This window comes from Parafrankia elaeagni (genome assembly GCF_000374165.1).
GTDB classification, from domain to species: domain Bacteria; phylum Actinomycetota; class Actinomycetes; order Frankiales; family Frankiaceae; genus Parafrankia; species Parafrankia elaeagni.
Genome location: NZ_KB893714.1, coordinates 110,756 through 131,020, shown reverse-complemented (window position 1 = coordinate 131,020; position 20,265 = coordinate 110,756). Strand labels below are relative to the sequence as shown.

The 20,265-nt window shown below is 72.1% G+C and carries 14 protein-coding genes; 1 reads left to right on the top strand and 13 read right to left on the bottom strand.

Going from position 1 to position 20,265, the window contains the following annotated elements; translation table 11 throughout:
* Window positions 1-4: 4 nt before the first annotated feature.
* The 5 genes from B207_RS0109440 to B207_RS33215 all read right to left on the bottom strand — a co-directional run bounded on the left by B207_RS0109440 (window position 5) and on the right by B207_RS33215 (window position 9,369).
* The gene (locus tag B207_RS0109440; protein ID WP_018636282.1) at window positions 5-1,891 is read right to left on the bottom strand and encodes an NAD-binding protein; all 1,887 of its coding nucleotides are present in this window, start codon (window positions 1,889-1,891) and stop codon (window positions 5-7) included.
* A gap of 16 nt (window positions 1,892-1,907) precedes the next feature.
* On the bottom strand, window positions 1,908-3,578 hold the full coding sequence (locus tag B207_RS0109435) for a protein phosphatase 2C domain-containing protein (protein WP_026310873.1): 1,671 nt from the start codon (window positions 3,576-3,578) through the stop codon (window positions 1,908-1,910).
* Window positions 3,579-3,799: 221 nt separating this feature from the next.
* Window positions 3,800-5,287, bottom strand: coding sequence for a purple acid phosphatase family protein (locus B207_RS0109430; protein ID WP_154675239.1), 1,488 nt, complete (start codon window positions 5,285-5,287; stop codon window positions 3,800-3,802).
* Window positions 5,288-5,362: 75 nt separating this feature from the next.
* The gene (locus tag B207_RS0109425; protein WP_018636279.1) at window positions 5,363-7,867 is read right to left on the bottom strand and encodes an ATP-dependent Clp protease ATP-binding subunit; all 2,505 of its coding nucleotides are present in this window, start codon (window positions 7,865-7,867) and stop codon (window positions 5,363-5,365) included.
* 578 nt (window positions 7,868-8,445) lie between these two features.
* Entirely contained in the window at window positions 8,446-9,369 is a 924-nt protein-coding gene (locus tag B207_RS33215; protein WP_154675238.1) for an IucA/IucC family C-terminal-domain containing protein, read from the bottom strand.
* 582 nt (window positions 9,370-9,951) lie between these two features.
* Between B207_RS33215 and B207_RS0109415 the strand changes: the two genes are divergently transcribed.
* Window positions 9,952-10,494, top strand: coding sequence for a flavoprotein (locus B207_RS0109415; RefSeq protein ID WP_018636277.1), 543 nt, complete (start codon window positions 9,952-9,954; stop codon window positions 10,492-10,494).
* Between the two features lie 75 nt (window positions 10,495-10,569).
* Here the strand turns inward: B207_RS0109415 and B207_RS0109410 are convergent, their stop codons facing one another.
* The 8 genes from B207_RS0109410 to B207_RS0109375 form a co-directional block, all read right to left on the bottom strand.
* Window positions 10,570-11,511: an SGNH/GDSL hydrolase family protein gene (locus B207_RS0109410; protein WP_018636276.1), complete on the bottom strand. Its 942-nt coding sequence runs from the start codon at window positions 11,509-11,511 to the stop codon at window positions 10,570-10,572.
* Window positions 11,512-11,700: 189 nt separating this feature from the next.
* Window positions 11,701-12,462 (bottom strand): type III pantothenate kinase, encoded by a 762-nt coding sequence (locus B207_RS0109405; protein ID WP_018636275.1) that lies wholly within the window; start codon window positions 12,460-12,462, stop codon window positions 11,701-11,703.
* A 73-nt stretch (window positions 12,463-12,535) separates the two neighbouring features.
* On the bottom strand, window positions 12,536-13,492 hold the full coding sequence (gene nadC / locus B207_RS0109400; RefSeq protein ID WP_018636274.1) for a carboxylating nicotinate-nucleotide diphosphorylase: 957 nt from the start codon (window positions 13,490-13,492) through the stop codon (window positions 12,536-12,538).
* Window positions 13,489-15,198, bottom strand: coding sequence for an L-aspartate oxidase (locus tag B207_RS0109395; RefSeq protein WP_018636273.1), 1,710 nt, complete (start codon window positions 15,196-15,198; stop codon window positions 13,489-13,491). Before B207_RS0109395 ends, nadC begins: the two co-directional genes overlap by 4 nt.
* A gap of 4 nt (window positions 15,199-15,202) precedes the next feature.
* Window positions 15,203-15,649 (bottom strand): aspartate 1-decarboxylase, encoded by a 447-nt coding sequence (panD, locus tag B207_RS0109390; protein ID WP_026310871.1) that lies wholly within the window; start codon window positions 15,647-15,649, stop codon window positions 15,203-15,205.
* Between the two features lie 3 nt (window positions 15,650-15,652).
* Window positions 15,653-16,570, bottom strand: a complete 918-nt coding sequence (gene panC / locus B207_RS0109385) for a pantoate--beta-alanine ligase (RefSeq protein WP_018636271.1) — start codon at window positions 16,568-16,570, stop codon at window positions 15,653-15,655.
* Between the two features lie 228 nt (window positions 16,571-16,798).
* Complete coding sequence (locus B207_RS33210) at window positions 16,799-19,186, bottom strand: MMPL family transporter (protein WP_084692065.1); 2,388 nt, start codon at window positions 19,184-19,186, stop codon at window positions 16,799-16,801.
* 140 nt (window positions 19,187-19,326) lie between these two features.
* Window positions 19,327-20,238 (bottom strand): phosphoribosylaminoimidazolesuccinocarboxamide synthase, encoded by a 912-nt coding sequence (locus tag B207_RS0109375; RefSeq protein ID WP_018636269.1) that lies wholly within the window; start codon window positions 20,236-20,238, stop codon window positions 19,327-19,329.
* Between the last annotated feature and the right edge of the window lie 27 nt (window positions 20,239-20,265).

Sequence of the window (20,265 nt, the reverse complement as noted above, 5' to 3'; positions counted from 1 at the left end):
TGGCTCAGGCGACGGGGTCCGGCGGCCGCGGGGTCATCCGCACGATGCCCAGCCCGGCGGCGGCCAGGACGGCGGGCATGTTGAGCACGACCGCCTCACTGCGCAACCGGTCGTCGCGGGAGAGGTTCTCCCAGTCGACGAGTGAGGGATGGCGCGGGTCCGAGCCGTCCAGCTCCAGCGGCCCGTACCGGACTCCGCGGCTCTCCCGCTCCCGCCACCAGCGCAGATGCTCCTCCCGCGCCAGCTGGTCCACCTCGTCCGCGGTGAAGGAGAACTCCGGATCGTGCTCGCCGAGCGGCACCAGCATCCAGTTCCGCCGCCGCAGGACGTCGCTGTAGCCGATCGCCTGCGCCCGGTTCGACGCCTGGAGATCGTGGTCCAGCTCCTCCCACGGACGCAGGCTGCGCCGGCTGCCCATCGCCGCGCCGCCGGCCCGCTCCTTCGCCAGGTACTTCTCGTGGATGATCTGGGCGAACCGCTCGATGAGGTCGTTCGCGCCGGGGTCCAGCGGCAGTGCCTGATCGTTCACGGCGAAGAAACGCAGCCCGCCCTGGACGCTGTCCAGCAGCCCGCTGTCATCCAGCGGCAGCGGGTCCTCGTCGACGGGCGGGTTGCGGGAGCCGAAGACGTCCTCGAAGCTGCGCTGGCGGCCGGTGCGCACGACGATCCTGGTCCGGCGCTCGCCGAGGCCGGTGGCGCCGACCGCGCGCAGCACCTCCAGCCCGCGCAGCAGGGCCTCCTCCTCGTCACGGTGACACACGTAGACGAACTCCGGCGGCTCGCCCGGGCCGTCCTGGGCGAGGATCAGACCGGTGGGCAGCTCCCCGGACGCACTGTCGTGGGCCAGCAGCTCGACCCGTGCCAGCGCCGGCTCGCGGGAGCGCATAGCGGCGGCGTGCCCGGAGGCATCCCGCCCCGACAGCACGATGCGCAGCAGGGGATCGCCGGGGGCGCTGGAATCCCGCCACCGCCGGGCGAGCTCCATCACGAGCGCCAGGCCCAGGCCGGACATCCCCAGCACGACCAGGTGCGGCGGCCGTGCGGGCAGATCGGGCGCCCGGTTGGGCCGGGCCCAGGCCGGCGCATTGCTGTTGAGCAGGGAATGCGCGCCGAGCACCTCGATCGCGAAGAAGTCGAGCCGGAAGCCGGGGTCGTTCTCCAGCCCGATCCGGCGGGCCCGCAGGTGCGGCAGCAGTGACAGGTCGCCGACCTGGGCGAGGCAGCGCAGGGGGTTGTCCACCCGGGCGTCCGCGGTGCGGCGGTACCGGGTACGCCCGGCCCGCACCACCCCCCTGGCGGTGAGGGTCACCGCCAGGTTGGACGCCGTGTCGCCCAGACAGCTGTAGACGACGTCGGCGCGCGCGATCCCGGCGCCCTGCAGAACGATCCGCTCCACCGGGTCGCCGTTGATCCGCAGCAGGTTGGGGGGCCGCTCGGCGTCCGGGTACTCCTGCCCGGCGTCCTGGGCGACCAGCACCACGCGGTTGCTGCCGACCAGCTTGTCGACCAGCGCGGACGCGGTCGGCCCACTGCCGCAGACGACGACGTGCCGGCGCGCGTGCCGGGCCCGGAACCGCTCGAACCGGTGGGCGAACAGGGTGCTCACGGCGTCGGCGACACCGACCGCGGTCGCCAGCGGGGCGAGGAAGCGGGCCACCTCCAGGGCGGGCGGGAACTGCCCGCCGCCCTCGAACATCGTCCCGTCCGCGAGGAACAGGGTGGAGGCGAAGAAGACCACGTTGGCCCAGGTGAAGGTCTCCGGCGTCGCCGCGAAGTGCTGATAGGTGCCGATCAGGCTCAGCACCATCGCGACCAGCCCGAGGACCCCGAACAGCCCGAGCAGGTGCCGGCGCAGCCACCGGCCCGTCCGGCCGACCAGCCCGCCGGTCACCCCGGCCAACGAGCTGTCACCGTGCGGCGGGCTCGGAGACCACGTCAGCGACCACGATCGTGGTGTCGTCCCGCGCGCCGGCCAGCAGCGCTGCCTCCACGAGAGCGTCGGCGGCCCGCTCCGGCGGCTCGGCACCGAGCTCGGCCATCAGCCCGAGCAGCTGCTCCGGGGTCATCACCTTGGTGATGCCGTCACTGGCCAGGATGACCCGGTCGCCGGCCCGGACCGGCTCACGCAGGATGTCGGCCTCGATGTGGTCCGCGAGACCGACCGCGTTGAGCAGCGGGCCGTTCTTGATCGCATGCGGGGTGGTGATCTGGTGCGGGCGCCCCTTCCGCGGCTGCAGCCACACCGAACTGTCGCCGACGTGCGCGATGAACAGCGTCTCGCCGGTGGACTGCTGCCGCCCGAGGATGACGACGTCGAGGGTGCACGCCATGCCCCGCCAGGCCGGTTCCTCCCGGGGTTTCTCCCGCACCACCTGGTTGGCGCGTGCGACGGCCTGCCGGAGCCCGTCGGCGGGGTCCCGGGCGTACTGGGGGCGGAAGCCGGCGACGGTGGTGACCGTCAGGGTGGAGGCGATCTGGCCGGCGGCCTCGCCTCCGACCCCGTCCGAGACCGCGAGCAGGCCGTCGGAGACCACGTAGGCGTCCTCGTTGGGACCGCCGCGCTTGCCGCGCCGCGTGCGGCCGGCGGCGGCGAGCCGCAGGGCGGGCGCGGTGGTCTGGGCCGGCTCGGGCGCCACGATCCCGGCCGCTCCCGACTCGGGCGACAGGGCCGTGTCCGCCACCGTGGCCGCCGTGTCGCCGGCGGCGCCGGCACCGCCCCAGGCCGGGTCCGGCCAGGTCGGTGCCTGGCCGGGGGCGTCCGGGCCGTCCGGGCCGGCGCTGACGCGCTGCGTCTCACCCGCCGTGGGGTCGGGGTAGGACGCCGGCCCGCTGTAGCCGCTCAGGCCCGGCTGGTCGTCCATCGGCAACCGGTAGGCGGAGTCGTCCACCTCGGTGTGGTGCGGACGGCCACTGGGCGGCGGGGTCCACCCGGTGGCATCCGGGTCCCGGCTGTCGTTCATAGAGGTGTCCCTGCTGTGTGCGTTGGCATGGGATTCACCGGTCTGGGCTCCGGTGGCGAAGTACTCCCCGTGGTACGGGGTATCCGCCTGGTCCGCGGCGGTGCCGGCGCGTGCTGGGTACGCGCCACCGATATTGTGACCCGCCCCCGGCACACCGTCTGTCACGGAGGTGGCTGTGTCGGCATACCCGCCCACGGCTGTGGCTCCGGTCACGTCGGGTGAGTCGGCCCCGGGGTCGCTCAGACTGGTGACCTGGGTGGCCTCCGCACCGTCCCAGTCGACCCATCCGGTACCGTCGCCCCAGGCCGGGCCGGCCGCGCCGGGGTCGCTGTCGGATCCGCCGCCGGGCTCGCCCCCGTCCGCCATTGTGATCACGGGGGCGGCGGCGACGGGCGCGGCCGAAGCGGCCGGGAGATCCGGCCCGACGCCGTCCGGTGGTTCGGGGGGCGGGGTGTCCCGCAGTGGAATGCCGCCCCTGCGGGCGCGTCGTGTCTCCAGCGTCCGCCGGCGCCCCGACTCGTAGCCGGTGCGCGGGGCTCGACTGGAGAGCACCACAAAGACAACGGCGCCCACGAGCAGCACCACGATGAGCATGATTGGTACTAGTGAGCTACCCATGGCCTCCGTCCCCGCCACGCCAACCCGATCACGCTATAGGACGTGTCGGTAGCCGTCCCCATACATAATCAAAGGCGTCAACTTGGGGACGATCGGATCCGTGTCAGGACACCGACATGGGGCCACCAGCTGCCGGAGACGCGGCGTTTCGGCTTGTCGGGTCGCAGGGTGCGGGTGTCGGGAAGATGTCCGGGGCGCCGGAAGGTCAGACCTCCCCCCGGTCAGGCGTCGCCGCTGTCGCCGCTGTCGCCGCGGGGGCGCACCAGGGTGAACGTGTCGAACGGGACGGGTTCGGCCGTCGACGAGTCGTAGACCGTCACCCGGATCCGGGTGGGCCCGCCGTCGGCTCCGGGCTCCACGGCGAAGCCGGCGAAGGCGTAGGGATGCTCCGGGAACCGGGCCGCGAGCCAGGGCGCGGACTCCGTCACCCGCACCGACGGATGATGCCGCTGGCCCGGTTCGGGCTCGCGCACCCCGACGGTCACCCGGCAGGCCGGCGGGTCGAACAACCGGTGCGCGGACGGGGTGGACGAGCCGCCCGTGCCGACGAGCATGTGGACACCACCGGCCGAGGTGTCGATGGTGGTCTCTCCGTCCACGACGGTCGTCGCTCCCGGTACCGGCCGCGGGGTGCGCGTCGGCGTCCCCGCGACAACGCCGCGCAGCGGATGGGTCCGCTCGTAGTGGTGCTCATGCCCACTGAGCACCAGATCGACCCCGTACCGGTCGAACAACGGCAGCCATTCCTCGCGCAGGCCCAGATCAGCGCCGTTGTGGAACTCGGCGGTGGACACGGCCGCCTGGTGCACGGCGACGATCACCCAGTCGACGTCCCGGTCGGCACGGGCCTGCTTCAGCTCCTGCTCCAGCCAGGCGGTCTGCCGCCCGGAGCTGTAGCCGTGCAGGTAGACCCGCCCTGCGTCCTGGTGGCAGACATCGTCGCCGCTGAGGACGATGAACCGCACCCCGCCGACGGCGAAGGCGTACCAGAGGCCGTTCAGGTACGGTTCCGCGCCGTTGCCCGGCAGCTGGAAGTAGGTCTGGTACGCGGCCAGACCGAGGGCGCCGTTGCCGCGCTCGGTCTCGTGGTTCCCCGGAGCCGGCATCCACGGGCGGCGGGTGGCCGAGGGACTGATCATCGCGAACCAGTCCGACCAGGCGGTCGGCGGGATGTCCCGCACGTTCGAATAGGCCAGGTCGCCGTTCACCAGGGTGAACAGCGGTGCGAGTCGCTCGAGCCCCGTCACCAGGGTGCCGGAGGCCGCGGTCCCGTGCGGGTCGGCGGGCCGGTCCGTGCCGTGATCCCCGAAGCAGGTGAAGGTGAACGCGGCCCGTCCCCGCGGTGCGGTGCGAAAAGTGGCGCCGGTCGCGGTGCGGGCCCGGCCTGCCCGGAAGGACAGCTCGTACCGGTACTCGGTGTCCGGCTGCAGACCGTCCAGCAGCGCGTGGTGCGCGAAGATCTCACGTCGCGTGGTCGAGTCGGTGTAGCTGCGCGTGACGGCTCCGACGGACGAGCCCGCCGGAGCGCCTGGGCGGGTGGCGCGGATGTGGACCTGGGGCTGCCGGACCGGCGCCCGGGTGATCCACGAGACAACCATCGAGGTGGCCGGGTCCGCACCGAAGGTGAGGTGCACGCCGTGTTCGGCGCTCGGACCGGAACCGGGCACGGTCGAGGAGCTGGGCAGATCTTCGTCGAGGTGTCGAGGCATGACTTCCGGAGACAGCGGCGCGACGGACATGCCGAAGGGCGGTCACGCGGGTCGCGCGACCGCCCTTCGGTCACATCATTCGCTGGACTTGGCCAGGTCGATCGGGGGAGCGTCCGGGACCGAGTTCGGCTTGGTCTCGCCGCGGAAGACGAACTTCGCCTCCTCGCCTTCACCCTCGACATCGCCGACGACGATCTCACCGGGACGCAGCGTCCCGTAGAGGATCTTCTCGGACAGGACGTCCTCGATCTCCCGCTGGATCGTCCGGCGCAGCGGACGGGCACCCAGCACCGGGTCGTAGCCGCGCTTGGCGAGCAGGGCCTTGGCCGCCGGAGTGAGCTCCAGCGCCATGTCCTTGTTCTTCAGCTGGCCGTCGACCCGGGCCAGCATGAGGTCCACGATCTGGATGATCTCGGCCTCGGAGAGCTGGTGGAAGACGATGATGTCGTCGATCCGGTTCAGGAACTCAGGCCGGAAGTGCTGCTTGAGCTCGTCCTGGACCTTGGCCTTCATGCGCTCGTAGTCGACCGCGCCCTGACCGGTGGCGAAGCCGATGCCGGGGCCCTTGGAGATGTCTCGGGTGCCCAGGTTCGAGGTCATGATCAGGACGGTGTTCTTGAAGTCGACCAGCCGGCCCTGGGAGTCGGTCAGACGACCGTCCTCCAGGATCTGCAGGAGGGTGTTGAACACGTCCGGGTGGGCCTTCTCGACCTCGTCGAAGAGGACCACGGAGAACGGCTTGCGCCGCACCCGCTCGGTGAGCTGGCCGCCCTCCTCGTACCCGACGTAGCCGGGCGGGGAGCCCACCAGCCGCGAGACGGTGTGCTTCTCCATGTACTCGGACATGTCGAGCTGGATGAGCGCGTCCTCGTCGCCGAAGAGGAACTCCGCCAGCGTCTTCGACAGCTCGGTCTTACCGACACCGGACGGGCCGGCGAAGATGAACGAGCCGCCGGGGCGCTTCGGGTCCTTCAGACCGGCGCGGGTACGCCGGATCGCCTGGGAGACGGCCTTGATGGCCTGCTCCTGGCCGATGACCCGGCGGTGGAGCTCGTCCTCCATACGGAGCAGACGCGCGGTCTCCTCCTCGGTGAGCTTGAAGACCGGGATGCCGGTCCAGATCGCGAGGACCTCCGCGATCTCCTCGTCGCCGACCTCGGCGACGACGTCCATGTCGCCGGCCTTCCACTCCTTCTCCCGCTTGGCCTTCTCGGCCAGCAGGGTCTTCTCCTTGTCCCGCAGCGACGCGGCCTTCTCGAAGTCCTGCGCGTCGATCGCGGACTCCTTGTCGCGCCGGACGTTCGCGATGCGCTCGTCGAACTCACGCAGGTCCGGCGGAGCGGTCATCCGGCGGATGCGCATCCGGGAGCCGGCCTCGTCGATCAGGTCGATCGCCTTGTCCGGCAGGAACCGGTCGGAGATGTAGCGGTCGGCCAGGGAGGCCGCGGCGACCAGGGCGGCGTCGGTGATCGAGACACGGTGGTGCGCCTCGTACCGGTCGCGCAGACCCTTGAGGATCTCGATGGTGTGCGCCACCGACGGCTCCGCGACCTGAATGGGCTGGAAGCGGCGCTCGAGCGCAGCGTCCTTCTCCAGGTGCTTGCGGTACTCGTCCAGGGTGGTCGCGCCGATCGTCTGCAGCTCACCGCGCGCCAGCATCGGCTTGAGGATGGAGGCGGCGTCGATCGCGCCCTCGGCGGCACCCGCACCGACGAGCGTGTGGAGCTCGTCGATGAACAGGATGATGTCGCCGCGGGTGCGGATCTCCTTGAGGACCTTCTTCAGCCGCTCCTCGAAGTCACCGCGGTAGCGGGACCCGGCGACCAGAGCGCCGAGGTCGAGGGTGTAGAGCTGCTTGTCCTTCAGGGTCTCGGGGACCTCGCCCTTGACGATCGCCTGCGCCAGCCCCTCGACGACGGCGGTCTTGCCGACGCCGGGCTCGCCGATGAGGACCGGGTTGTTCTTGGTCCGGCGCGACAGCACCTGCATGACGCGCTCGATCTCCTTCTCGCGCCCGATGACCGGGTCGAGCTTGGACTCACGAGCGGCCGCGGTGAGGTTGCGGCCGAACTGGTCGAGGACCAGCGAGGTCGACGGCGTGCCCTCGGCCGGGGCGCCGGCGGTCGCCGGGTCGCCCTTGCCCTGGTAGCCGGACAGGAGCTGGATGACCTGCTGGCGGACCCGGTTGAGGTCCGCTCCGAGCTTGACCAGCACCTGGGCGGCGACGCCCTCGCCCTCGCGGATGAGGCCGAGCAGGATGTGCTCGGTGCCGATGTAGTTGTGACCGAGCTGGAGGGCCTCGCGCAGCGAGAGCTCAAGGACCTTCTTGGCTCGCGGCGTGAACGGGATGTGCCCGCTCGGCGCCTGCTGACCCTGGCCGATGATCTCTTCGACCTGCGACCGCACACCCTCGAGCGAGATCCCGAGCGACTCGAGGGCCTTAGCGGCGACGCCCTCGCCCTCGTGGATCAGGCCGAGCAGGATGTGCTCGGTCCCGATGTAGTTGTGGTTGAGCATCCTGGCTTCTTCCTGAGCCAGGACGACGACCCGACGTGCCCGGTCGGTGAACCTCTCGAACATGTGCGCTCCTTCGAGCTGCGACCGACCACACGACAGCCGGTATCCGCATGCTAGCTCCGCCGAGGCATGTCCTCACGCATCGAACAGAAACCTACCCGCCGGAACCGCCCCCTTCGTCGGGGACAGCTCTGCGGCCGGATCGCCGGCCGACCAGCGGAGACGTTCATGGCAACCGTGGCCGACCAGGCATGATTCCGTCACGTGGTTCCGCCAAGAGCGGAACGGACATGTCGACCCCGACAACTCCGGTGTGGGGTCTCGACGGGCGATGATGATCAGATTCGCGCTCGGAGCCGCGGTGCTCCGTGCTGGCGGCGGGAACGGGAGTGGACAAGGCCCAACCGCCGGCCGGCTCGAGGCCGGCACTACCGACGGTAGCTGATGCCGTCGGGCGGTTGAAGTGATTCAGATCACACGTGGTCTGCTGTGGTCGTCGCGTTCCGCCGCGCCACATGTCGCGTGCCACTCCTGGCTGTTGATCAACGCATCACGGCCACCTCGATTCGGCTCGTTCCTCCTGCGGAGTCCTCCGGGACGCTGCCGCTCCCCAGGGCTCCCCTGCCCGGCCGGAGGCGGTCTCAGACGGCCAGCCCGCCTGGTCCCTGGCTGTCGATCCACTCCCGCAGCCGGCTCTCGCGTTCCGGCGCGGCCACAAAGGGACATGCGGTGCAGAACTCCTCGGTGACCCGGTGTGCCAGGCAGCAGGAGCCGCGCCGCATACCCGTGTAGCACCGACCGCGGTGGATGAACTGCTGCCAGGTCGGCCGGGCCCGCAGGGTGGGCGTGGCGGCGGCGAAGAACGCGTCCGCCTCCAGCCGACCCAGGTGCGGGTCGCGGCTCACCCGCTCCGTGAGAAGGAAGGTGCGGCCGCACTGGGCGGCCACCGCGCCCCACAGTGCCGCCAGCCCCAGCCGCGCGCGCTTGCGCAGGCTGGTGATGATCGGCTCCAGATGGCCGATGATCTCCTCCACGAGCCGCGCGCGCAGCGCATCCAGATCCGCCGCGACCGCCACAACCTCGGCCGGAATCGTCTCCGGCGCACACCCGGCAACCGCCGGGTCCCCGGGCAGGAGGGTCATGCGGGGACGGCGGAAGGCGGTGGCGTCGAACCATCCGCCTTCGTGACGGTGCACCCAGATCTCGGTGGGGTCGAGGTCGGGGACCCGGCGTGTCAGGACGAAGGTGGCGATCGCCGGACCGACGATGGTCGCGGCGTACCAGGCGGTGAAGTAGCTGACCGCGACCTCCGGCGTGGCCTGGTGGTGCTCGCGCACCACGGCGAGAGCCTCGTCCAGGTGTTCGGGGTCGAGCAGGTCGGAGGCCCGGATCCAGCCATCGGGTGATGGCGGTGGCCCGACGATCGCCCAGCGGTGGTCGAGCGCGGGGCCCACCGCCTGCAGCGTCGCGGCGAGGTCGGTGCCGGAGATGACCCTGGCGACCCCGGTGATACCGGCTGCGGCCGGGCCCGCCGGGTCGGCGGCCAGGTGGGATGACGGGATCATGTCACGGGTCTCGTGCTGGCCGCGGCGGTGCGGACGGTGGTGTGTGTCCCGCTGTGGGCGGGCGCCTGTGGCGAGGTCCGGCACCAGGCGGCGGCCAGTGAGGACGAGGCCGGAGCCAGGGAGGCGTCCGTCGGCGTGGGGCGTGGCCGGCGGCATGACACGGGAGACATGGTTATTAGGTAAGCCTAACTTCATCTGCCTGGTCAACTCGACCTCGGCCGAGCGGGCCGGCCCCCGGGCGTTGGTGGCCCGGCGACAGGCCGTTGGCCTGCGTCTTCGAGCTCGGCAGGCTCGGTGTTTGAAGAAGGTCACAATCCTGCGAGCGTGAGCGAAGGGTGGGGGTGGAAATCCGGCGCCGCCCCTGCCACCGGGACCCGCCCGGCTTCCGCGCACTGCCTGGTGGCCTCGCGTCGCCCCTGCCGCCGGCGGTGCGTCCAGCATCCGAACCGAGCGTGCCGAGTGGGCACCACATGACGAGATCACCAGGTGAGCCTTACCTTACCCTGGTGTGCTGAGTGATGCCTCGCCGCCGCTCCGTGGCAGGTTGTCTCCGAACGGGGCCACCCGGTCCAGACTGGGCTTATGACCACTGCGCAGCCGGTGCTGTACCACGTCGTGTGCGCCGCATCGCCGGCTCTGGCCGCCGCCGGCTTCGTGACCGAGGCGCAGCAGGCCGGTTGGGACGTCTGCGTCATCACCACCGCCCGTGCCGGCGAATGGCTCGATCTGCCGGCGCTCGCCGAACTGACCGGGCACCCGGTGAGGACCGACTACAAACGTCCCGGCCAGCCGGACGTGCTGCCGCCGCCGGACGCCTTCGCGGTCGTTCCGGCGACCTTCAACACGATCAACAAGTGGGCGGCCGGTATCGCGGACACCCTGGCCCTGGGTCTGCTGACCGAGGCCCTCGGCCTGCGGCTGCCCATCGTCGCCGCGCCCTGCCTCGCCGCGGCGCAGGCGGCGCACCCCGCCTACGAGACGTCGTGGCGGACTTTGCGCGGGGCTGGCGTCCAGCTGCTGGACCGCTGGTCGCCACGAGGTCCCGACCAGGCCGGCGGCTGGGACTCCACCGACAGCGAACGGGTGCTCCGCAAGCTCGGCACCCCGACGGCCGCTTCCGGCTGACAGGCAGACTCCCGCTGCCCCGCTGCCCCGCTGCCCCGCTGCCCCGCTGCCCCGCTGCCCCGCTGACCGCCGGCGTCAGCGGCGGTCGTCGACGATCGCCTCGTGAACCGTCCGGGCTATGGCTTCCTGGCCTGCCTGGGTGGGATGAGCGCTGAGGTCCCGCCCCGCGCCGAAAAGACCGACCGGGTTGACCCACGAGTCATCCGTACACATTTCGTGGTCGCGTAGCGAGCGGCTGGTGGACACGAACTCGACCCCGGCCTCGCGAGCCGCGTTGCGAATCGTCCGGTTGAGCGCGTTGTTGAGGCTGACGAGCTGCCTGCGCTCACCGCTGTCAAGCCAGCGGCAGGTGTTGTCGCGCTGCGACCGAGGGAAGATGTCGGGATATCCGATGACGATTATCCGGGCATTCGGTGCGGCTTCCCTGACTTCTTTGTAAGTGGTGACAAGAATGCCCGGAAGCTCGTCCTGCAGGTACTTCCGCTTGCGCTTGTCGTCACCGCTCCAGAAACACTTCCATGCCACGCAGCTCAGGACGACCCGGCTGAATCCGGCGTCGTTCCCGCCGATGGTGATCGTGACCACGTCGGGCGCCGTCGCCAGGCCGCGCAGCTGGTCGAGCTGCGGCGGGTTGTCCCGCTGGGAGGAGGTCAGGTTCCGCGTCGTCGCCCCGCCGCAGGCGGCGTGCAGGACCGGGGTGACCGGTGGGTCCAGTGTTGCCAGCAGTCTCGGCCAGGCTCCGGCGCTGCGCCGGCAGCTCGCGATGGCGAGATCGAACGGGGGCGTCCCCTCCCCGGACGAGTAGGAGTCGCCGAGGGCGGCGACCGTCAGCTGGCCCGGCGCCGGGGGTGCCGCCCCCGCGGAGGTGGCCGGCGCTCCGACGAGGAGGAACAGGGCCGCCGCGGCCGTGAACGCGACCCAGGCGACGGGCGTGCGCAGGAAGGACGCGTTCGGGAACGGCGCCGTGTGTTCCGCGCTGCCGGGCCCGGACCGGAAGGTCCGGGCTGGCCCTGCCATACGTCGCCCGCGTGGGCCGATGAATCGTGAGACCGCCCACGCTCTGTGCCGCATGGAGGAAAGGCTAACCCGGCCCGCCTCTCCGCGACGCAATTCTGGCCCGCTTCGAGGGTGACGACTCGGGGACCACGGTCGGAACGCCCGGTGTGTCGGGCCTGCCGAGAACGGAACGAGTGGTGCCTGTCGGCCTCAGCGGGGATCGGTGTTCTTCTCGAAGACCAGCCGCAGCCCGATCAGGGTCAGATGCGGCTCGTGGTTGTCGAGTGTCTCGCTTTCCTTGAGCACGAGGGAGGCCAGACCGCCGGTGGCGATCGCGGTGGCCGGCGTACCCAGCTCGGCCCGGATCCGCCGGACCAGCGCATCCACCTGCCCCGCGGCACCGTAGATCATGCCTGACTGGAGCGCCTCGACGGTGCTCTTGCCGATGACGGACCGCGGGGTGGTGAGCTCGACCTTCCGGAGCTGGGCGGCCCGGGAGGCCAGCGAGTCCAGCGCGATCTCGATGCCGGGCGCCAGGGCGCCACCGAGGAACTCCCCGCGCTCGGAGACCACATCGAGGTTCGTGGACGTCCCGAAGTCGACCACGATCGCCGGGCCACCGTAGAGGTGGTGCGCGGCCAGAGTGTTCATGATCCGGTCGGCGCCCGCCTCCTTCGGGTTGTCGATGAGGATCGGCACACCGGTCCGCGTTCCCGGCTCGACGACGACGGTCGGGATGTCCTGGTAGGCGCGGCTCACCATCCGGCGGATCTCGCGCAGCGCGGCTGGCACGGTGGAGCACACGGAGACACCATCGATCTGGTGGCCGCCGAGCAGGCCGGCATAGAGGAAGCCCAGCTCGTCCGAGGTGGCCTGCGGATCGGTGCGGATGCGCCACGAACTGGCGAGCCGGTGACCGTCGAACACACCCAGGACGGTGTTCGTGTTGCCTACGTCAATCGTCAACAGCATCAGTCGGCCGTCCTGGCTCCATCTTCTGCGGGCGGGGGATCCTGCGCGCGCCGTGCGTGCCAGGAGGCGGTGGTCACTGGGAGGCGGTGGTCACCGCGAGGTCGAAGCCGAGGTCCAGCGCGGGCGCCGAATGGGTGAGCGCGCCGACCGCCAGGTAGTTCACCCCGGTCGAGGCCACCGCCGCGGCGACGTCGAGGGTGAGGCCGCCGCTCGCCTCCAGCAGGACGCCGGCAGGGTGGGCGATGGCCACCGACGCGCGCAGATCATCCAGCGACATGTTGTCACAGAGGATCAGGTCGGCCCCGGCGCCCACCGCCTCGGCGACCTGCTCGACGGTGTCGCACTCGACCTCGACCGGCAGGTCCGCGAAGTGGGCGCGTACCGCGGCGAAGGCCGCCGCGACGCCACCGGCCGCGATCACGTGGTTGTCCTTGACCAGCGCGGCGTCCGTCAGCGACATCCGGTGGTTGTGCCCGCCGCCGCAGCGCACCGCGTACTTCTCCAGCGCCCGCAGACCGGGGAGGGTCTTGCGGGTGTCCCGGACGGCGGCGCCGGTGCCGGCGACCGCGTCCACCCAGCGTCTGGTCGCCGTGGCCACCCCGGAGAGGTGGCAGAGCAGGTTCAGCGCGGTCCGTTCGGCGGTGAGCAGACCACGTACCGGGCCACTTACCCGGAGAACCTCGGTACCGGGGGCGACCCGGTCACCGTCGGCGGCCACCGGAAGAACGGTGACGGCGTCGCCGAGCAGGGTCTCGAACACCGCTGCCGCGACCGGCACGCCGGCGACCACCCCGTGGGCCCGGGACACGACCGAACCATGGCTGGTCAGCGCGGCATCCACGGTCGCCGCGGACGTCGCGTCCACCGCCCAGCCGGTTCCCGATTCCGGAAGATCCTCGGTCAGCGCTCGATGGATCACATCGAGGACCACGGACTCGGCCAGTCCCGCGGACCGCAGACCGGTGAGCACAGCCCCGGTGAGCCGCTGGGCGCCCGCCGGGCGTCCGGCGGGCACGTGCGCGACGCTCACGCGGGCCCGACCTGGGCGGCCGGCTGCGCCTCGTAGGTAACGATCAGTTCCCCCTCCGGGTCCAGCCTGGTCAGCACGTGTCCGTTCCAGTTCCCGTCGTCGCGGTCGGCGAAGTCCTCGCGCCAGTGGCAGCCGCGGGTCTCGGTGCGCAGCGCCGCCGCGGCGACCAGCGCGGCTGCCACGGTACGCAGGTTCGTCATCTCCCAGGCCTGGGGACCGGCCTTGACGGTGGCGCCGCTGACCCGCAGGTCACCGAGGCCGGCGAGCATCTTCGCGGTCGCCCGCAGGCTCTGGGCGCTGCGCAGGACGCCGGCACCGTCCGTCATGGCACGGGTCAGGTCCGCCCGCTCCGCCGGGTCCGTCAGGCCCGAGCCGCGCGCGCCGACCGCGACGCCCGCCGGCAGTGGAGCCTCCGGAGCGCCGGGTTCACCCGCGTCACCCGCGTCACCGGTGCCGGCGATGTGCCCCGCGATCCGGGCCGCGAAGACGAGGCCCTCGAGCAGGCTGTTCGACGCGAGCCGGTTGGCGCCGTGCACCCCGGTGCAGGCGACCTCCCCGCAGGCGTACAGCCCGGGGACGCTGGTGCGGCCCCACATGTCCGTCCGGACCCCGCCGCTGGCGTAGTGCGCCGCCGGAGCGACCGGGATCGGGCTGGTCACCGGGTCGACGCCGGCGTCCCGGCAGCGCGCCGTGATGGTCGGGAACCGGCGCAGCAGGGTCTCGACCCCGAGGTGCCGAGCGTCCAGGTAGAGGTGGTCGACGCCCTGCTCGGCCATCACCCGCGACATCTGCTTGGCGACGACGTCCCGCGGCGCGAGGTCGGCCAGCGGGTGGACACCCGCCATCACCCGCCGCCCGGCCGCGTCGACCAGCAGCGCGCCCTCACCCCGCATCGCCTCGCTGACCAACGGCTGCTGCCCGGGGCCCGCCTCGGGCAGCCAGAGCGCCGTCGGATGGAACTGGACGAACTCGAGATCGGTCACGACGGCACCGGCCCGCAGGGCGAGTGCGACCCCGTCGCCGGTGGAGACCGCCGGGTTGGTCGTCGACGCGAAGATCTGCCCCATGCCGCCGGTGGCCAGGACCACCGCGCGGGCAGTGACGGCGCCGACACCGTCCTGGCTGCCCTCGCCGAGCACGTGCAGCGTCGCACCGACGGCCCGGCCGGACTGGTCGGTGAGCAGGTCCAGGACGAGCGCGTGCTCCAGCACCTCGATGGACGGGTCGGCGCGGACGGCGGCGATCAGTGCCCGCTCGACCTCCAGGCCGGTCGCGTCGCCACCGGCGTGCGCGACCCGGTCCCGCAGGTGCCCACCCTCGCGCGTGAGCGAGAACGCCCCGTCGGGATCACGGTCGAACCGGGCGCCGAGGGCTGCGAGCTCGCGCACCCGCGGCGGGCCCTCGGTGACCAGGATCTCGACCGCCGCCGGGTCACACAGGCCGACGCCGGCGACGAGGGTGTCACGCAGGTGCTCGGCCGGCGAGTCCTCCGCGCCCAGGGCCGCGGCGATGCCACCCTGGGCCCAGCGGGTCGACCCGGCGTCCAGCAGGGCCTTGGTGACCAGCAGGACGCGGCGCCACGGGCTGGCCGCCCGGATGCGCAGGACCGCGGTGAGACCGGCGATCCCCGACCCGATGACCACGACGTCGGCGTCCCGGGTCCAGCCCGGGCGGGGGGCGCCGAGCCGGTGCGGGAGGGCACGCACCGTGCTACGCCGTCCGCTGGCTGATGAGCCCGGCCGGGCCCAGGACGTCACCGCGCAGGCTGGACGGGTCGTCCGGCAGCGCCTCGGCGGGGTCGCCGCCCCGCCCGATGATCCGGTTCTCGGCGTCGACGAAAAGGACCCGAGGGGTGTGCCGGCGGGCCTCGGCGTCGTCCATGATCCCGTAGGAGATGATGATCACGAGGTCGCCGGGGTGCACCAGCCGCGCGGCGGCCCCGTTGATCCCGATGACGCCGCTGCCGGCCGGGCCGGTGATCGCGTAGGTCTCCAGTCGGGCCCCGTTGTTGATGTCGACGATGGTGACCTGCTCGCCGGGCAGCAGGTCGGCGGCCTCCATCAGGTCGGCGTCGATCGTGACGGAACCCACGTAGTTCAGGTCCGCCTGGGTGACCGTCGCTCGGTGGATCTTGGAGGTGAGCATGCTTCGAAACACCGGTCAGACCCCCTGGTAACCGTCGTGTGCGAAGACCGCGGCCGGCTGGGAGGCCCCGGCCAGCACCAGATCGATGTTGTCGATGAGACGGGTGGTGCCGACCCGGGCGGCGACCAGCAGCAGCGCCGGCCCCTCCGCCACCGGGCCCAGATCGGACGGGTCCGCCAGCGTCAGGTAGTCCAGGTCGAGACCGGCTTCCATGGCCAGTACCTCGCGGGCCGCGGCGAGGACGGCCGTCGGGCCCTCCGCCGCGCGTGCGGCGCCCGCGGTGAGGGACCGGACCAGCGCGAGTGCGCTGCGCCGCTGACCGGCGTCGAGGTAGGCGTTGCGGCTGGACAGCGCCAGGCCGTCCTCGTCGCGCACGGTCGGCACGCCCACGACCTCCAGCGGGAAGGCCAGGTCGGCGACCATCCGGCGGATGCAGACGAGCTGCTGGGCGTCCTTGCGGCCGAAGAAGGCCACGTCCGGGCGGACCAGGTGGAACAACGTTCCCACCAGGGTCAGCATCCCGTCGAAGTGGCCCGGCCGGGAGGCCCCCTCCAGGATGCCGCCGAGCGGCCCGGCGCTCAGCGTGACCAGCGGCGCCGGGTCGTGGACCGCGCTCGGCGCGTAGACGATGTCCGCGCCCTCCCGCCTGCACACGTCGAGATCGGCGTCGAACGTGCGGGGGTAGCGGTCGAGATCCTCACCCGGCCCGAACTGCAGCGGGTTGACGAAGATCGTGACGATCACCTGGTCGGCGCGGCGGCGGGCCTCCCTGATGAGGGTGGCGTGACCGCGGTGGAGGGCACCCATCGTCATGACGACCCCGCGGACGCCGCGGGCGGGGCCGCCCAGCGCCGCCGCCAGCTCGGCGCGGGTGCGGACGACGAGGGTCCTGGCGGCGACAGGGGCAGCGGCGACAGGGGTCTGTGCAGGCATGTGAACAGGCATGGGGTCAGTTCCAGTCCTCGGACGGGGTACCGGACGTCGCGGACACTGTAGCTCGCCCGCAACGTCCTCAGAACCCCTCTGTGACCTGCCTGTCTTTCTTCCCGCCCCGATCGGGGGGGACATGACGAGGCCGCGCCCCACCCGTTTCGAAACGGGTGGGGCGCGGCCTCGGGACGGGGCGTCCTGCGCGTCCCGGTCAGCGGCGGCCAGCGGCGGTCAGCGGCGGTCGGTGGCGGCCAGCAGCTCCGTCGTCGCGGTGTCCGCGGTGTCCGCGCCGCGCTCGGCGCCGCCGGGGCCGCCGGGGCCGGCCTGGCGGGGCCACGCCCGGTCGCCGATCAGGGTCAGCACGGCGGGCATCAGGATCACCCGGATCACGGTCGCGTCCAGCAGGATCGCCGCGCCGAGACCGACACCGAGCTGTTTCATGCTGACCTGCGACAGCGTGGCGAAGATGCTGAACACCGCCACCATGATCACAGCCGCGCTGGTCACCACGCCGGCACTGCGGCGGACGCCGGTGAGTACCGCCTCGCGCATCGGCAGGCCCGAGTCGTAGGCCTCGCGGACCCGGCTGAGCACGAAGACCTGGTAGTCCATGGACAGGCCGAAGAGGATCACGAAGAGCATCAGCGGCAGCCAGTTGGTGATGGCGCCGGTCGAGGTGTAGCCGAGCAGCCCGTCCGCCCAGTGATGCTGGAAGACCACCACGAGCAGCCCGTAGGCGGCGGCGACCGACAGCAGGTTCAGCGCCACGGCGGCCGCGGCGACGATCGCGCTGCGGAAGGCGGCCAGCAGCAGGAGGAAGGCCAGCACCAGGACGAACCCGATCACCAGCGGCGTCCGCCCGTTGAGCTGCTCGTTGAAGTCGACCGAGCCGGCGGTCCACCCGGTGACGTCCGCCGTCACGGTGGACAGGGTGCCGATCGACGCCGGGATGACCTCCTCCCGCAGCCGCGTGAGCGCCTGCTGGGACTCCTCGTCCGTCCCGCTGCCGGCGATCGGGATCGCGACCTTCGCGACCTCGCCGTCCGCGCTGATCTCGGTCGTGACCGGCTCGAACATCACGCCGCTGTCGACCGCCAGCCGGCGCAGGCCGTCGAGAGCCGCGGACACGTCCGGCGAGCGCACGTCGTCGGCCGAGACCACGACCACCGCCGCTGTCTGCTCGCCCGGGAAGGCGTCCTGCACCCGGTCGTAGGACTGCATGATCGGCAGGTCGTCCGGCAGGTCGTCCATGCCCGGCTCGCTGGTCCGCAACCCGAGCGCGGGGACGGCGAGCGCGATCAGGAGCCCGCCGGTGACCACCGCGACGGGGCCGGGGTGGCGCAGCAGGTGGCCCATGATCCCCGGGCGGGCCGGCTCCTGGGCCTGGGCCTGGGCGTGCGCCTGGGCGCGGGCGCGGCGTCCGCGCTGCTCGGGACGCCGGTGCCAGGGCAGCCGCAGCAGTTCGACCCGGTCACCCAGCGCGGACAGGACGGCCGGCAGCACGGTCAGCGAACCGAGGACCGCGATCAGGACCACGACCACGGTGCCGCCGGCGATCCCGCTGAACACGCTCAGGCCGGTGATCAGCAGGCCGGCCATGGACACGGCGACGGTCAGGCCGGAGACCAGGACCGCGTGCCCGGAGGTGTCCGCGGCGATCTCCAGCGCCTCCCGCGGGCTGCGCCCGGCGGCCCGCTCCTCCCGCTCGCGGCGGACGTAGAACAGCGCGTAGTCGACGCCGACCGCCAGGCCGATGAGCAGCATGACGGACGTCGCCGTCTCGTCCGTCGGCAGCAGCCGGCTGGTGAAGGCGACCACGCCCAGTGCCGCGACGAAGGCGGTCAGTGCGAGCGCGACCGGGATCAGCGCGGCGACGACGGCGCCGAAGACCGCCAGCAGGATGCCCAGGGTCAGCGGGATCGCGAGCAGCTCCGCGCGTTTGAAGTCCTTGCCGACGGTGTCTCCGAGTGCCTTGTCGGCGCTCGCCTCCCCGACCTGCTCGACCAGCAGACCCGGATGCTCCCGGGCCGCGGCGTCGACAGCGGCGAGGACCGGCTCGATCCGGTCCGCCGCGGTCTCCTCGTCGCCGCGCATCTCGAAGGTGACGAGGACCGAGCGAAGGTCGGTGGAGACGAGGTTGGGATCCGTCTCGGCGCCGGGCAGTGGGATCGGCGCCCGCAGCCCGTCCACCTCGCCGGTTTCGGTGATCCGGGCCGAGACGTCGCCGATGGCGGCGCGCAGGTCGGCGTCGGCGAGCACCGCCGTCCGGTCCGCGGCCGGCTGCGGCCGCTGGATCAGCACACTCTCGCTGGCGGGCGTCGCGAAGCCGTGGTCGGCGAGGGTGCGCTGGGCCCGCCCGTCCTCGCCGACGCTGTAGTCGCTGTCCTTGAGCGTGTGCGTCCCCACCAGCGAGCCGAGCACCGTCAGGAGGACCACGCCGAGCAACCAGCCGCCGATCGCCAGCCGCCGGTGGCGCACACTCCACCTGGCCGCCCGGGCGGCGAGGTGGGTGGCGTGGCGGGCCGACCCGGATCCCGCCGGACTGCCGGGGGAGGACTCGGGCCCGCGTGGGGTGGACGAGTGGCGCGACGACGGTGCCGTCGGAGGTCTCGAGCGCATGGAACGACGATCTCGCTCCAGGCGTTCAACGTCATTGGAGCCCACTACCGGGTTGCGGGTACGGGGAGCCGCCGGAGCCGGGGTGGGGCTGTCCCCAGCACGCGAGGCCGTCCGCTCCGCGGCTGCCCCCCGCGGCAGGGTCAGGCTGTGGAGAGATAGTCCTTGAACGAGATCCCGGTCAGCCGCTCGTAGGCCTCGACGTACCGGGCGCGGGTTGACTCGACGATGTCGTCGGGCAGTTCCGGCGCCGGCGGGTTGCGGTCCCACCCGGTGCTGACCAGGTAGTCGCGGATGAACTGCTTGTCGAAGGACGGCTGCGCGCCGCCGGGCACCCACGTGTCCGCGGGCCAGAAACGGGACGAGTCCGGGGTCAGCACCTCGTCGGCGAGCCGCAGCACGCCGTCCTTGTCATGGCCGAACTCGAACTTCGTGTCGGCGAGCAGAATCCCGCGCTCGGCCGCCAGATCGCTGGCCCGCCCGAAGATCTGCAGAGTGAGGTGCTCGAGCTCGGCCGCGAGCTCCCCGCCGACCCGGTCGGCGGCGTCGTCCCGGCTGATGTTCTCGTCGTGCTCGCCGATCGGCGCCTTCGTCGACGGCGTGTAGATCGTGGCGGGAAGCTTGCTCCCGTCCTCCAGACCGGCGGGGAGCGGATGCCCGCTCACGGCGCCGGTGCGGCGGTAGTCCTTCAGCCCGCTGCCGGTGAGGTAGCCACGGGCGACGCACTCGATCAGGACCATGTCGAGGCGCCGGCACAGCATCGAGCGCCCGCGGAGCTGCTCGGCGTACGGCGCGAGCTCCGCGGGGTACTCGTCCACACTCGAACTGATCACATGGCTCGGGACGAGGTCGCTGAGCTGGTCGAACCACCACAGGGACAGCCCGGTGAGCACGGCACCCTTGTCGGGGATCTCGGTGGGCAGCACCACGTCGAACGCCGAGATGCGGTCGCTCGCGACGAGCAGCACCGCGTCGTCCCCGACGGCGAACAGCTCCCGCACCTTCCCGGAGCCGAGATGCGTCAGCCCGGCGAACTCCTCGTGTGTCAGCGGCATGTCCTGACCGTACCGTCCGGCCCCAGG